The following is a 14,637-nucleotide window of genomic DNA, read 5'->3' on the forward strand; positions in this document are numbered from 1 at the left end:
GGCAAAATGACACCTGAATCGGTCATGATGATGGGGACGGAAGCGATGAAAGTCGCTCTGGCGCTGGCCGCCCCGCTGCTACTGGTGGCGCTGGTGACTGGCCTTATTATCAGCATTTTGCAGGCTGCCACGCAGATTAACGAAATGACGCTATCGTTTATTCCGAAAATCATCGCCGTATTTATCGCCATTATTATTGCCGGGCCGTGGATGCTCAACCTGTTGCTGGATTACGTCCGCACCTTGTTCACTAACCTGCCGTATATCATCGGGTAGCGCGTGCTATGTTGCAGGTAACAAGCGAACAATGGCTTTCCTGGTTAAGTCTGTATTTCTGGCCATTGCTGCGCGTGCTGGCGCTGATCTCCACCGCGCCCATTTTAAGCGAACGTAGTATACCGAAACGGGTGAAACTGGGACTCGCGATGATGATCACTTTCGCTATTACCCCGGCATTACCAGCCAACGATGTTCCCGTTTTTTCGTTCCATGCCCTGTGGCTGGCGGTGCAGCAAATCCTGATTGGCATTGCCCTTGGGTTTACCATGCAATTTGCCTTTGCCGCTGTGCGAACTGCTGGAGAAATTATCGGTCTGCAAATGGGGCTTTCATTTGCGACATTCGTCGATCCAGGCAGCCATCTTAATATGCCCGTTCTGGCGCGTATTATGGATATGCTGGCTCTGCTGTTGTTCCTGACATTTAACGGCCATTTATGGTTGATTTCGCTGCTGGTCGATACGTTTCACACTCTGCCTATTGGGGGCGAGCCGCTTAACAACAATGCGTTTCTGGCGCTCACCAAAGCAGGAAGTTTAATTTTTCTCAACGGATTGATGCTGGCATTACCGATTATTACCCTGCTGCTGACACTGAATCTGGCGCTGGGATTACTTAATCGTATGGCTCCGCAATTATCAATTTTCGTTATCGGTTTTCCATTAACTCTGACGGTCGGTATTTCATTAATGGCAGCATTAATGCCGTTAATTGCTCCGTTTTGCGAACATTTATTCAGTGAAATTTTTAATTTGCTTGCCGATATTATTAGCGAATTTCCAGCAATATGATTCCGTAATGTTTATCGTGTTATCCTAAGGATTATCCGAAAAATAAAATCAGGCTACATCTTCCAGGATACTCCGCTGGCGCAATATTTATTTTAGTCTCACTCACATATCACAACATTTACTTTACTTTAAGACAATTCCAGGCAAATTATAAAGAACTTTACGGGATAGTAAGTCCGCCTGAAAAATCGCGAGAGTGCCGCATTAGGTGATGCTTGTTGTTCCGTTTAGTCATGATGAAATATTCAGGTAAGGGGAATTATCGTTACGCATTGAGTGAGGGTATGCCATGTCAACGATTATTATGGATTTATGTAGTTACACCCGGCTAGGTTTGACTGGGTATCTGTTGAGTAGAGGGGTTAAAAAAAGAGAAATCAACGACATCGAAACCGTTGATGACCTTGCCATCGCTTGTGATTCACAGCGCCCTTCAGTGGTGTTTATTAATGAGGACTGTTTTATCCACGATGCTTCTAACAGTCAGCGTATCAAGCACATCATTAATCAACATCCCAATACGTTATTTATCGTTTTTATGGCAATTGCCAATGTTCATTTTGATGAATATCTGTTGGTCAGAAAAAATTTATTGATTAGTTCTAAATCAATTAAACCGGAATCTCTCGATGATATCCTTGGCGATATTCTGAAAAAAGAGACAACAATGGCCACTGTTTTAAATATGCCGACGTTATCATTGAGTCGAACCGAATCGAGTATGTTGCGAATGTGGATGGCTGGTCAGGGAACCATTCAGATCTCCGACCAAATGAATATCAAAGCCAAGACCGTTTCATCGCATAAAGGCAATATTAAACGTAAGATCAAAACGCATAATAAACAGGTTATCTATCATGTCGTCCGACTGACGGATAATGTGACTAATGGTATTTTTGTCAACATGCGCTAACACATTCTGACTGGTGGTTTCCCACCAGTCAGGCTGAATGAAATTACTCTGCTTTCTCCACAAAGATACCGTCCTGATGCCCTGCCTCATTAAAGAACCAGATGCCGAGCGGGTAGTCTTCCAGCGAAACCAGGTACATTGTGCCTTCACTAAACTCCTCAACTGCCAGTACCACGCCAGGACGACGCGGACCGCCATCCGTTTTGACTGTTACCCGATCATTCACCTTCATCATTTTCCTCCTGTGGCTTTGTGCCAGTGTAGAACAATTTCTTTTTGCTGGCAGCGCCGGATGAGCGCGAGTGCTGATTTTCTCGACGGTCTATACTTAAAAGATGCCAGGCGTGTATCACGGCCAGCAGCATCAAATGAGTAACGGTTGCGAGGAAAGATGATGAAAACCGCAAAAGAGTACAGCGATACCGCAAAACGTGAGGTCAGCGTCGATGTCGATGCCCTGCTGGCGGCGATCAATGAAATTAGCGAAAGCGAAGTTCATCGCAGCCAGAGTGATTCAGAACACGTCAGTATCGATGGTCGTGAATACCATACATGGCGTGAATTAGCGGATGCCTTTGAACTGGATATTCATGACTTTAGCGTCTCGGAAGTAAACCGCTAAATGCGACATAAAAAAATCCCGGCCCTTGTGGGGGTCGGGATCAAACTTGCTTAAGCAAGAAGCACTTAAAAAATTCGTTACACCAGGAAATCTGATGTGTTCATCACCTTATCTGCAATTTTTTTCGCTGACAAGGAAATATTCTTTGCATGAATGATTAATATCACTAATGAATGAAATTGTGACTTTCGTCACCCCTTATGGCCTCTGCTACGGGCGGGATCGCTCCCAAAAAATGATCAAATACAAATCGTGCTATTTTGAGAAACATCCTGGTAAAGGGAGTATGCGCTACCATGATTTCAATTCAACAACCACTGCTGATTTTCACCGATCTCGATGGCACCCTGTTGGACAGTCATAGCTATGACTGGCAGCCTGCCGCTCCCTGGCTAAACCGTTTACGAGAAGCAGACGTTCCAGTGATTCTCTGCAGCAGTAAAACGTCGGCGGAAATGCTGTACTTGCAAAAAATCCTGGGTCTGCAAGGGTTGCCGCTGATTGCCGAAAACGGAGCGGTGATCCAACTGGATCATCAATGGCAAGATATAGATGGTTTCCCCCGTATCATCTCGGGTATTGCCCATAGTGAAATCAGTCTGGTGTTGAATACGTTACGCGAGAAAGAACATTTCAAATTCACCACTTTTGATGATGTCGATGAGACAACCATTGCTGAATGGACTGGATTAAGCCGTAGCCAGGCGGCGCTGACGCAATTGCATGAAGCCTCGGTCACGCTCATCTGGCGCGACAGTAACGAGCAAATGACGCAATTTACCGCTCGCCTGAACGAGTTAGGGTTGCAGTTTGTCCAGGGCGCTCGCTTCTGGCATGTGTTGGACGCCTCTGCCGGAAAAGATCAGGCCGCCAACTGGATCATCGCGGCATATCAACAATCAGGCGGAGAACGTCCGACGACGCTTGGCTTAGGCGATGGTCCAAATGACGCGCCATTACTGGAAGTGATGGATTACGCGGTCATTGTGAAAGGGCTAAACCGGGAAGGCATTCATCTGCAAAATGAGGATCCGCCTCGTGTCTGGCGAACGCAGCGAGAAGGTCCTGATGGCTGGCGCGAGGGGTTGGATCACTTTTTTACCGTCCGTTAAGGGGTATCACTGGCGCAGACCCGATTACGTCCTGCTTGTTTAGCGAGATACAGCCGACGATCGGCCAGCGATTGCAATTGTTCAAAATCATAATCACCGGTTTCTTCACTGCTGCTCACCCCCAATGAAGCACTGATGCGGATAGTCTTGCTCTTGGCAATCAACATCTCTTTTTCATTCAGCTTCAGACGAATATGTTCGGCAACTTCTTTTGCCTGCTCCAGGCTGGCGCCAGGCAGAATCACACAAAACTCCTCACCACCAACCCGTCCGGCAACATACTGGGGTCGTAATGAACGACTAATTAATCCGGCAGCATGTGACAACACACGGTCGCCCGCCTGGTGACCAAAGCGGTCATTAATCGCTTTAAAATGGTCAAGGTCGACCTGAATGACAGAAAAAGGATGTTTGTGTGTCTGGCACATTTTGGCCAGCGGACGCGCTTTTTCGAACAGTGCGCCACGGTTATACAGGCGGGTTAAAGTGTCGTGCCACGCCTGCCATTGCAACGAGCTTTGCAGGACAAACATATTGCTGACCATCTGGCGAATCACATACCAGGAGATAAGTAACATGGTTGTGAAGAGCGCCCACAACAGGGTTAATGCAATGCTGATACTGCCGAAATCACCACGCACACCTTCGCTAAGCGTATGGATTCGCACTAATACCCCGTCAAAATGATCCAGCCGTTCCCAGCTAACATAGCGACTGTTCATCCGGATTCCACCGCGCGTATCGTGTTCAATGGCCTGCGCAAGTGATGCCAGTTCGCGAGGATCAAAGAGATCTTCGGTAGGATTCTCCGGGTTGGAAGAGGTCAATAATTTCAGTTTACTGTCGTAGAGTTGATATTCACCGTCGAGATTTTTATCGATAGCATTTTGTAAAAATTGCTGCATTGAACGCACGGGAATACTCATTCCCAGCACGCCATACCAGTAATTATTGCTGTCAACCGGCACGCTTACAGTGACTTGTGGTTCAGTAACATTGTTATGGTCATGCTGAGAGGTAAACCAACGCACCGCACGTTGGCGGTTTTCTCGTTGTGAATGACCGATAAACCAGGGTTGGGTGACAAATTCGTAGTAACGCCCGGGCACACTTCGCATAAACAGCGTCGGCTGCGTAGAAACGTAAAATCCGGCGCGCGAGACATACATCGCCTGTTCAACCATCGACGAGGAGTTGTGCGCCAGTCGCAGCAAGTAACCGACTTCCAGCGCGGCGGTAATTTCGTTGTCCAGGGATTCATTTTCGCGAGAAAGCAGATCCCCCTCGCTGACTAACGCATCAGAGACGCCATTTACCGGCAGGGTACGTCGTCTGTTGAGTTCTATCTGCCAGGCATGTTCATCGCGACGTTGTTCGAACTCGGTAACGGCATTGCGCAGAGAGGTGAAATCGAGCGGCGCAACGAGGGCTTCGCGCATCCCGTTACGCAAAAATAATAACTTATCAACGTTATATTGCAGTTGTTTATCAAGCGCGTTGGCAACATTTTCCAGATGGTTACGCTGACTTGAAATATAGGCATCTTCCAGTACGACGACTTCACGCCATGTGAGTAAAGTTGAGAAGATCAACACCACAATAAAGCAGAGATTAACGACATGACCAGGCCCCAGGCGGCGCGCGAGTTTTTTCAGCCAGCTCTGGTTTTCCATTTCTGTCTCGTGCAGCACCCTGACAACTCCCAACCTGCTTTCTTATGATTCTGGCATAACCTGGCAATAGCGTACCGCCAAACAACAATATTTTTATAACGAGGCATGATAAGACGCGCCAGCGTCGCATCAGGCTTTCAATGCCAACGTTGGCACAATCGCCGGATACGGCGTGAACGCCTTATCTGCCCTGGTGTTAATTATACGCTTTTAAACTTCTTCCGATGAACGACTCTTCTCCCCCGGAACAAGCTCAGTTTCATGAAAGGCTTCCCGTTTGACGCCGTAACCGTCATACCAGCGACACTCAACCATGCCGCTGGAATACCCGGTAACAATCATCCGCGGGCCGCCCTCTTTAACCGTTACTTCCTCACTCACCACAAAGCTCATACTCGCCTCCTTTTTTCGAGTGAAACTTGTTCACCTTAGTCGAGAATGGCGAATTTTGCATACCAGCCAGTGAGAATATTAATGTACCTGACCGCGCATTTTCGCTACTGCTTTCACTGCCAATACGACGATGCTACCGATGATAAAACCAAGAATCAGATTTAAAACAGTCGGTAATATCATCGCCACCAGCGCACTCTGCTGCCCGGAGAAATGTTCAATAGCATGATGTAGCGGCGCAATACCATGTACCACAATGCCACCACCGACGAGAAACATCGCCAGCGTGCCGACGATCGATAACGCTTTCATCAGCCAGGGCGCGATAATCAATAACCCCTTGCCCAGCGCCTGTATAACCGTACTGGATTTTTCCGCCAGCCAGTAACCCAGATCATCAATCTTAACGATGATCCCCACCAGACCGTAGACGCCCACGGTAACCACCAGTGCGATCCCTGAAAGTACCAGCACCTGATTAAGCAACGGCGCTTCCGCCACAATCCCCAGCGTGATAGCGACAATTTCCGCAGACAAAATAAAATCGGTACGAATCGCCCCTTTTATTTTGTCCTTTTCGAACTTCAGCGGATCCTGCGCTGCCAGTTTTTCCAGACGCTGCTGACTCTGTGCCGGATCCTCTTTATGCTTACGCGCCTCCAGCATATGCAGCACCTTCTCTACCCCTTCAAAGCAGAGAAATGCACCGCCAATCATCAACAGCGGTGTAATCGCCCACGGGATAAACGCACTGATGATCAGCGCCAACGGCACCAGAATCACTTTGTTGATGAGCGATCCCTTCGCCACGCCCCAGACCACGGGTAATTCCCGGTTGGCACGCACACCTGAAACTTGTTGCGCATTGAGCGACAAGTCATCCCCTAATACACCAGCGGTTTTCTTCGCCGCCAGCTTGCCCATCACGGAGATATCGTCCAGCAAAGTGGCGATATCATCGAGCAACGTCAATAAACTACTCCCGGCCAAAAGCATTCCCTCTCATTTTTATTGTTGACGGTGCTAAGTATGAAGCAAAATCGGCTTGTCTGATACTTGCTTCACAAGTCAACATTTTATTAACAATCAATTACGATTATATCTCTCGCCAGTGAAATGATTTTCACGTTTACTATGAACCGCCTTTTTATTTCCATCGTGAGGGATTATGCGTTTCCGCCAGTTGTTACCGCTTTTTGGCGCACTGTTTGCGCTGTATATCATTTGGGGCTCAACCTATTTTGTCATTCGGATTGGGGTAGAAAGCTGGCCACCGTTAATGATGGCGGGCGTGCGCTTTCTGGCAGCCGGTATTTTACTAATGGCATTTTTACTGCTGCGCGGGCACAAATTGCCGCCGCTACGTCCACTGCTTAATGCCGCGCTTATTGGCCTGTTACTGCTGGCTGTCGGTAACGGCATGGTAACGGTAGCCGAACATCAAAACGTCCCTTCCGGCATTGCCGCCGTGGTGGTGGCAACGGTGCCACTCTTTACCCTGTGCTTCAGCCGCCTGTTTGGCATAAAAACGCGCAAACTGGAGTGGCTTGGCATCGCCATTGGGTTAGCGGGGATCATCATGCTCAACAGTGGCGGTAATTTAAGCGGCAATCCGTGGGGCGCGATCCTGATTTTGATCGGGTCTGTGAGTTGGGCATTTGGTTCAGTTTATGGCTCACGAATCACTCTGCCAGTGGGGATGATGGCGGGAGCCATTGAAATGCTGGCGGCAGGCGTGGTGTTAATGATCGCATCGATGATTGCGGGTGAAAAACTGACGGCGCTCCCTTCTCTTTCGGGCTTCCTGGCGGTCGGCTATCTGGCGCTGTTTGGTTCGATCATCGCCATCAACGCTTATATGTATTTAATCCGCAATGTCAGCCCGGCCCTGGCGACCAGCTACGCTTATGTTAACCCGGTGGTCGCGGTATTACTGGGTACGGGGCTGGGTGGCGAAACGCTATCGCGGATTGAATGGCTGGCACTGGGCGTGATTGTCTTCGCGGTGGTGCTGGTAACGCTGGGGAAATATCTCTTTCCTGCAAAACCCGTTGTCGCCCCCGTCATTCAGGACACATCAAGCGAGTAAATGAATCCCCAGAGAGTCGATCTGCGCGCTGGCACCCTCGCAGCAGATCCACTCTTCCAGACGCTCGGTCAGCGCCGCGTCCGTCAACTTCTCTCGCCCACGTAACGCACACTCCCAGACAATCAATACACGCCAGCCGAGTTCCTGCAATCGATTAATATCACGACGATCGCGCTCGACATTTTTACCTATCTTCTCCAGCCAGAACTCCGTTCGTGTGGCAGGAACTTTGAACAGATGGCAATGATGATGGTGCCAGAAGCAGCCGTGGGTAAATATCACGCAGCGATACTCATCGAGGACAAAATCCGGACGTCCGGGTAGACTGGCACCCTGAACGCGAAACATCAGCCCCTGTCCGGTTAACAGACTGGCCAGGCGCTTCTCGATTGCTGTATCGTGCGTGGCAATCGCGCGCATATTTTTGCTACGCGTGGCCTTATCGTGAACGTCGGCCATGTTGTGCCTCTTGCTGACGCAACGCTACCGCCTGTTTGATTTTTGGCTCAAGCAGTTTTGCCACCGCGGCAAAGACCGGTACGACTACCGAGTTGCCGAACTGGCGATAGGCCTGAGTGTCAGAAACCGGAATGCGGAATTTCGCTTCATGCGGCGCTTCAAAGCCCATCAACCGTGCGCATTCACGAGGTGTTAACCGACGCGGACGATGTTGCTGATTCTGCGGATCGTCAAAGTCTTTCTCACCTGTTGCCATATCCCAGCCGCGATCGATTAAAATTTCTGCGCCATCTTTGTAATAGCGGGCAGAAAGCGTGCGCGTGACACTTTGCGGATTGTTCGGATAAACCATCCCGTACCCGAAGCCGTTACCGCGCGCCTGATGTTTTTTCGCATAGCGATAGAGGTACTTCCACAGCACCGGCGTCAGAATATATTTCGCTTCGACTATCGGATCCAGCAACTCCGCCAGCGTCACTCGCTGCGCAGGGAAACAATCGCTGATATCACGCAGGGTAAAATCTTGCTTCAGATTAAGATCGCGACGGAAACCCACCAGCACAATGCGTTCACGGTGCTGCGGTAAAAAATGTTTGCCATCAATGATCTTCGGATCGTTCGGGCCATTATCTTCTGCATCGGCTACGTCATAGCCCAGTTCGTCCAGCGTCTGCATGATGATGCGGAACGTTTTGCCCTGGTCGTGACTTTTCAGGTTTTTGACGTTTTCAAGTACAAAAATCGCCGGACGGCGGGCGTCGATAATGCGTACCACATCAAAAAACAACGTCCCCTGGGTATCGCAGGCAAAACCGTGCGCGCGACCAAGAGAGTTCTTTTTCGATACGCCAGCCAGGGAAAACGGCTGGCAAGGAAAACCGGCCAATAAAACATCATGTTCAGGGATGTGCTGACGAATATGTGCCGCCGCTGCTTCATCGCTCACGCCCTCTTTATGGCTCAGGGTAATGTCGCGGATATCTTCATTAAAGTGATGCGTAGCCGGGTCGCAATAATGATTCGCTTTGTAGGTGCGTACCGCATGTTTATTCCATTCACTGGTAAACACGCATTGACCGCCAATCGACTCAAAACCGCGACGGATGCCACCAATTCCGGCAAACAGATCGATAAAACGAAACGCATAGTGCGGATGATGTGCAGGTGGTTTGGGTAACAACGTTTGCAGATGAGCGAACTCTTTCTCACTTAAACGGTGCCATGCCGAATCATTCGCCAGCGCACGTTTTAAAATCGCCGCGCTCCAGTGATTCTCACCCACACCATTAAGTTGCGCCACCAATGTTTTAACATCATAAATTTGCAGCAGTTTCTCCAGCATTGCCTGTGCGGCATTCCCGGTGCTGTATGAATCGGTTACTGATATATTTTCCTGCATAGATTTAACCGGCCATCTGAGATGGCCGACAGGTTAACATAATTACTTCAGTTTAGGGCCACGCGGTCAGCCTGCAGGAGAAAAGGCACGAATCACGTCATGATCCACACCTTCATTCTCGCCCGCCAGTTCAGCGCTGAGTTTAGCCATAAACTCCACCTGAAAACGGGCGTTGTGTTGCGCCAGTTGTTTACCTTTTGTCGTTTGCATGGTTTGCGGTAGTTTCAGCAGCTTAGTCTGGAAATGATCCAGCGCGTAGCGTTTATCATCAAGCGGGCGATGCTGCGCGAACGGGTCTTCACCGTCAAACAGCGCCACACCCAGCGAGCCTGAGACCGCAAACACTCGCGCCAGACCAATCGCGCCTAAGGCTTCCAGCCTGTCTGCATCCTGCACGATTTTGGCTTCCGCCGTTAAAGGTGTAATTTGTGCGCTGAAACTGTGTGCCGCGATAGCATGGCAAATGGCGTCTATTTTCTCTGGCGGAAAATCGACAAATTCCGCACTTAAAATGCGACGCGCCTCTTCTGCCGCCAGTAATGAGGAGCGCTGCCGTTGCGGATGATTTTTCGCCAGGCTCACAATATCGTGAAAATAACAGGCGGTTAAAATGACCAGCATATCGACGTCTTCATCTGCCGCCAGTTTCTGCGCTGTCGCCCAGACACGACGAAAATGACACAGGTCATGGGTCACGTCCTGGTGCGTTTGATGGTTTTTAAACCAGTTTTCAAACTGTACCTGCCAGTGTTGTAAATCCATACACGCTCCGCTGCAAATGAGTCGCAACCTTAGCAGTTTTTACTCATAGCGTCTGCTACGCACGGGTCGGGGTCGGGTGTACCACGCAATACCACCTAACAACGCTCCGACCAGGGCCATAAACAAAAATCCCACTAATGCCCCTAACCACTTTCCTGCGGTAGAGCCTAAATCACTTTCAAATCCCGACACGGGGGCATCCGGGATCCTGCTCATCACCCAAATGTAACGCGCCATTACCCAGACGAAATAGCCACACCATGTATAGAAAGCCCATAAAGCCAGTTTGCCGCCAGGGCTGCGAGAAAGTCTCTCTTCCATCGTTGTCGAACCGTACTCCATTTTGAGATAACCCGGGAAATTCAGACTTAGCACTATTATGTGATAAAAGTCACATTTTTCCACATTAGTTGAGACAGTCAAGTCTCACTCATTTTTTGAACAAATATATAAATCTTAGCCAATGGCTATTATTTGCAGAAAAAACAAATAAGAAAGTATTTTTCTTTCGGCAGTGGATAATTAATTAATTCACATCTTGTATATATTAGCACTGAATACAATTATACCTTTTTCGTTTTCTGTGTCATGATAACTCCGTTATTAGCCTTTATCGTCTTGTTTATATTTTTGGGCCGGCATGATGCCGGCTTTTTTTATGCCATTCATAATGTGCGCAAGATCACCCAGGGTCTTTGGTGCAACACTCATTGACACAAACTATCCTTCCGAAAAATCAATAATCCATTGATATACAACCATAAATGACATGAATTTTTGTATCTGAAATTCATGATTTTGAATTATATTAAATAAGATAGAAACATTTTGAAATCTTTTAAATATATTTGTTACATGTAATCTTTAAAATAAAATGAACTTCATAGAATAGTATCCAAATGTGCTTTTTTTTGGATAATGGCACTTATTGATATATTCATGAAGATTATAATTACAAGGGAATACATAATGAAAAGAAAAGTTCTGGCAATGCTGGTCCCGGCGTTATTAGTTGCTGGCGCAGCAAATGCGGCTGAAATTTATAATAAGAATGGCAATAAAGTTGATTTTTACGGCAAGATGGTTGGCGAACGCATCTGGTCGAACACTGATGATAATAACAGCGAAAACGAGGATACCTCCTATGCTCGTTTCGGCGTTAAAGGTGAAACTCAGATTACCAGCGAACTGACTGGTTTTGGTCAGTTTGAATACAACCTTGATGCCAGCAAGCCTGAAGGTTCTAATCAGGAAAAAACCCGTTTAACCTTCGCCGGTTTGAAATATAACGGATTTGGTTCTTTCGACTACGGTCGTAACTACGGTGTTGCCTATGATGCCGCAGCTTATACCGATATGTTAGTTGAATGGGGCGGCGATTCCTGGGCTTCCGCTGACAACTTTATGAACGGTCGTACCAACGGTGTTGCAACCTACCGCAACTCTGATTTCTTTGGTCTGGTCGATGGACTGAATTTTGCAATTCAGTATCAAGGCAAGAACAGCAATCGTGGCGTTACTAAACAAAACGGTGATGGCTATGCGTTGTCCGTAGACTACAACATTGATGGTTTTGGTATTGTCGGTGTTTATGGTAAATCTGATCGTACCAATGAGCAAGTTGCTGATGGAAACGGTTCAAATGCAGAAGTATGGTCATTGGCAGCAAAATATGATGCGAACAATGTCTACGCTGCTGTGATGTATGGTGAAACTCGTAATATGACACCGACATCAGTTAATACAGGCGGCTTCGACAAAGACGGCAACTCGATAATGCATGATCAACTGCTCAACGAAACTCAGAACTTTGAAGCAGTTGTTCAGTATCAGTTCGACTTTGGTCTGCGTCCTTCCTTAGGTTATGTCTACTCCAAAGGTAAAGATATTAAAGGCGTCCCAGGCCATAGATATGTTGACGCTGACCGCGTGAACTACATTGAAGTTGGTACTTGGTACTACTTCAATAAGAACATGAACGTTTATACTGCATATAAATTCAACATGCTGGATAAAGATGACGCGGCAATTACTGGCGCAGCAACTGATGACCAGTTTGCAGTTGGTATCGTCTACCAGTTCTAATCAGCCAACGCGCCACGGCACGTTACTGTAAAAACTCATCCAGCCTGAGTTCGTCCCTCATTGAACTCGGGCTTTTTTATCCCCCTCGTCAAATCACCAGCAGCGGCACTCTCAACCGCTGTAGCATGTCGACAAAACTCAATTCCTGGGTGACTCCCGGCACAATAACATCTGCCAGTTTCTGTTCAGCCAGAGTCGCTAAACAGTGCAAAGCCTGATCACGTAGTGCATCTTTAAAACGATGCATGTCAGAAACATATCTACGCTCCAGGATTCTTACATATTCCGGAATAAAGCCAGGTAAATGAATATGCCCTGAAGAAACGTTAGCGAAAAACTACGCATAATAAAGCGATAGTTCCCTATCATCCCGAGAAAGACATTCACCGGAATAACAATATTTCAGTACATAGAAAACCTCTGAAAACATCTTAATATAAAAAAGACTATAAATTATTATTAATTTACCTGTTAAAGATTATAGTTATGCCTTAAATATTTGGTGCATTATATCTGCTGTAACCTTAGCCACTCCTTGCACACCTTTTTCTGGTTGCTACTGTAATTAGAGAATCTGATAGCATGTAATTAACCATATCTGTCATCAGTTAAGCTTAATCTGATTCATCATTTTTCCACGACTGACGGTTATACAGAACGGCTTCATCATTATTTTTTGCTAAAAATCTCATTTATGATTCTTACAGTCGCCCTATGTAACGAGAGTATGCAATCTCATCTTTTCTGAAAAATGAACTAAAATATATTGCTACGCTTTACGTTTTTTATTGCAAATAAGGTTGATTCGATGAGAACACTATTCGTTAACTGTGATGTATTTTCCCTGACGTGTTTAACGCAACCCTCTACCGCTTTAGGTATATTGACTCGTTTTACGTTCCTGGTTAAATATAGCATCCAGCTCAGTCGCGAATATAGTGACTAACCTACCGAAGTAACAATAAGGAATACACTATGACTGTTCAAACAAGTAAGAACCCGCAGATTGATATTGCTGAAGATAATGCGTTCTTCCCTTCAGAATATTCGCTTAGCCAATATACCAGTCCTGTATCTGATCTTGATGGTGTGGACTACCCAAAACCGTATAGCGGTAAGCATAAAATTCTGGTGATCGCCGCTGACGAACGCTATTTGCCGACCGATAACGGTAAACTATTCTCGACGGGCAACCATCCCATTGAAACGTTGCTGCCGTTGTATCACCTGCATGCTGCTGGTTTCGAGTTCGAAGTTGCGACCATCTCTGGCCTGATGACGAAGTTTGAATACTGGGCTATGCCACACAAAGATGAAAAAGTGATGCCATTCTTTGAGCAGCACAAATCTCTGTTCCGCAATCCGAAGAAATTAGCGGATGTTGTCGCCAGCCTCAACGCAGACAGCGAGTACGCAGCAATCTTTGTCCCAGGTGGTCATGGTGCTCTTATTGGCTTACCTGAAAGCAAAGAAGTTGCTACCGCTCTGCAATGGGCAATTGAAAACGACCGCTTTGTTATCTCTCTTTGTCACGGCCCGGCTGCGTTTCTGTCGCTCCGCCACGGTGATAACCCACTAAACGGTTATTCAATTTGCGCATTCCCGGATGCAGCAGACAAACAAACACCAGATATTGGCTATATGCCGGGTCATCTGACCTGGTACTTCGGTGAAGAACTGAAGAAAATGGGAATGAACATCATCAATGATGACATTACTGGCCGGGTACATAAGGATCGTAAACTTCTCACCGGAGACAGCCCTTTTGCAGCGAATGCGCTGGGCAAACTTGCTGCACAGGAAATGCTGGCGGCATACGTGGGTTAACCGGACATCACTTACGGTATAATAAAAAAGTGGGGGTTTATCTCCCCCACTGAATAAACGAGAGATGTTCACCACCAGTTGTTGACGCCTTATCTCTTGTCTTACCTCCATTTTTGCATCAGCTTCATGCATTGAAGAATGCAATACAATCCTTTGTTGAAATAACAAGTATAATTCAAGCAAATCATTAACACATAAAATATAAGGACATGTTATGTGGCATTACGTTATTT

At 47.2% G+C, this 14,637-nt stretch carries 17 protein-coding genes; 8 read left to right on the forward strand and 9 right to left on the reverse strand.

Annotated features, from left to right (window positions below):
- Positions 1–6 precede the first annotated feature (6 nt).
- The 3 genes from fliQ (at position 7) to rcsA (ending at position 1,983) form a co-directional block, all read left to right on the forward strand.
- Complete coding sequence (fliQ, locus tag C7B16_RS04550) at positions 7–276, forward strand: flagellar biosynthesis protein FliQ (protein ID WP_000187358.1); 270 nt, start codon at positions 7–9, stop codon at positions 274–276.
- An 8-nt stretch (positions 277–284) separates the two neighbouring features.
- On the forward strand, positions 285–1,070 hold the full coding sequence (gene fliR, locus C7B16_RS04555) for a flagellar biosynthetic protein FliR (RefSeq protein ID WP_107179410.1): 786 nt from the start codon (positions 285–287) through the stop codon (positions 1,068–1,070).
- Between the two features lie 289 nt (positions 1,071–1,359).
- The gene (gene rcsA, locus C7B16_RS04560; RefSeq protein ID WP_000103995.1) at positions 1,360–1,983 is read left to right on the forward strand and encodes a transcriptional regulator RcsA; all 624 of its coding nucleotides are present in this window, start codon (positions 1,360–1,362) and stop codon (positions 1,981–1,983) included.
- Between the two features lie 43 nt (positions 1,984–2,026).
- Here rcsA and dsrB read toward each other — a convergent pair whose 3' ends face one another.
- Positions 2,027–2,215: a protein DsrB gene (gene dsrB / locus C7B16_RS04565; RefSeq protein WP_000867217.1), complete on the reverse strand. Its 189-nt coding sequence runs from the start codon at positions 2,213–2,215 to the stop codon at positions 2,027–2,029.
- 162 nt (positions 2,216–2,377) lie between these two features.
- On the opposite strand from dsrB, the gene yodD reads away from it, so the two are divergent.
- Positions 2,378–2,605 carry a peroxide/acid resistance protein YodD gene (gene yodD / locus C7B16_RS04570; protein WP_001516578.1) on the forward strand — a complete coding sequence of 76 codons (228 nt, stop codon included), beginning with the start codon at positions 2,378–2,380 and terminating at the stop codon, positions 2,603–2,605.
- A gap of 296 nt (positions 2,606–2,901) precedes the next feature.
- Complete coding sequence (locus tag C7B16_RS04575) at positions 2,902–3,717, forward strand: mannosyl-3-phosphoglycerate phosphatase-related protein (protein ID WP_105267899.1); 816 nt, start codon at positions 2,902–2,904, stop codon at positions 3,715–3,717.
- Here the strand turns inward: C7B16_RS04575 and dgcQ are convergent.
- The 3 genes from dgcQ to C7B16_RS04595 form a co-directional block, all read right to left on the reverse strand.
- The gene (dgcQ, locus tag C7B16_RS04580) at positions 3,714–5,408 is read right to left on the reverse strand and encodes a cellulose biosynthesis regulator diguanylate cyclase DgcQ (RefSeq protein WP_016248837.1); all 1,695 of its coding nucleotides are present in this window, start codon (positions 5,406–5,408) and stop codon (positions 3,714–3,716) included. The two genes, C7B16_RS04575 and dgcQ, sit on opposite strands and share 4 nt — an antisense overlap.
- Positions 5,409–5,600: 192 nt before the next feature.
- Positions 5,601–5,783 carry a YodC family protein gene (locus tag C7B16_RS04590; RefSeq protein WP_000011632.1) on the reverse strand — a complete coding sequence of 61 codons (183 nt, stop codon included), beginning with the start codon at positions 5,781–5,783 and terminating at the stop codon, positions 5,601–5,603.
- Between the two features lie 78 nt (positions 5,784–5,861).
- Positions 5,862–6,779 (reverse strand): DUF808 domain-containing protein, encoded by a 918-nt coding sequence (locus C7B16_RS04595; protein WP_000922674.1) that lies wholly within the window; start codon positions 6,777–6,779, stop codon positions 5,862–5,864.
- 172 nt (positions 6,780–6,951) lie between these two features.
- On the opposite strand from C7B16_RS04595, the gene yedA reads away from it, so the two are divergent.
- Positions 6,952–7,872: a drug/metabolite exporter YedA gene (yedA, locus tag C7B16_RS04600; RefSeq protein ID WP_001212246.1), complete on the forward strand. Its 921-nt coding sequence runs from the start codon at positions 6,952–6,954 to the stop codon at positions 7,870–7,872.
- Here yedA and C7B16_RS04605 read toward each other — a convergent pair.
- The 4 genes from C7B16_RS04605 to drpB all read right to left on the reverse strand — a co-directional run bounded on the left by C7B16_RS04605 (position 7,861) and on the right by drpB (position 10,813).
- Positions 7,861–8,331, reverse strand: coding sequence for a very short patch repair endonuclease (locus C7B16_RS04605; RefSeq protein ID WP_107179411.1), 471 nt, complete (start codon positions 8,329–8,331; stop codon positions 7,861–7,863). The genes yedA and C7B16_RS04605 overlap by 12 nt on opposite strands.
- Complete coding sequence (gene dcm, locus C7B16_RS04610) at positions 8,312–9,730, reverse strand: DNA-cytosine methyltransferase (RefSeq protein WP_001157228.1); 1,419 nt, start codon at positions 9,728–9,730, stop codon at positions 8,312–8,314. Before dcm ends, C7B16_RS04605 begins: the two co-directional genes overlap by 20 nt.
- 66 nt (positions 9,731–9,796) lie before the next feature.
- Complete coding sequence (locus C7B16_RS04615; protein WP_107179412.1) at positions 9,797–10,492, reverse strand: phosphohydrolase; 696 nt, start codon at positions 10,490–10,492, stop codon at positions 9,797–9,799.
- A 39-nt stretch (positions 10,493–10,531) separates the two neighbouring features.
- A complete protein-coding gene (drpB, locus tag C7B16_RS04620) occupies positions 10,532–10,813 on the reverse strand; it encodes a cell division protein DrpB (protein WP_242664688.1) in 282 nt (93 codons plus the stop codon).
- A 648-nt stretch (positions 10,814–11,461) separates the two neighbouring features.
- Here drpB and C7B16_RS04625 point away from each other — a divergent pair.
- Positions 11,462–12,577, forward strand: coding sequence for a porin (locus tag C7B16_RS04625; RefSeq protein WP_016248841.1), 1,116 nt, complete (start codon positions 11,462–11,464; stop codon positions 12,575–12,577).
- A gap of 88 nt (positions 12,578–12,665) precedes the next feature.
- Here the strand turns inward: C7B16_RS04625 and C7B16_RS25205 are convergent, their stop codons facing one another.
- Positions 12,666–12,824 carry a hypothetical protein gene (locus C7B16_RS25205; protein WP_236942350.1) on the reverse strand — a complete coding sequence of 53 codons (159 nt, stop codon included), beginning with the start codon at positions 12,822–12,824 and terminating at the stop codon, positions 12,666–12,668.
- A 728-nt stretch (positions 12,825–13,552) separates the two neighbouring features.
- Between C7B16_RS25205 and hchA the strand changes: the two genes are divergently transcribed.
- Positions 13,553–14,404, forward strand: a complete 852-nt coding sequence (gene hchA, locus C7B16_RS04635; protein ID WP_000218188.1) for a glyoxalase III HchA — start codon at positions 13,553–13,555, stop codon at positions 14,402–14,404.
- The last annotated feature ends 233 nt before the right edge of the window (positions 14,405–14,637 follow it).

This window comes from Escherichia sp. 20412-1 (assembly GCF_003027595.1).
GTDB classification, from domain to species: domain Bacteria; phylum Pseudomonadota; class Gammaproteobacteria; order Enterobacterales; family Enterobacteriaceae; genus Escherichia; species Escherichia marmotae.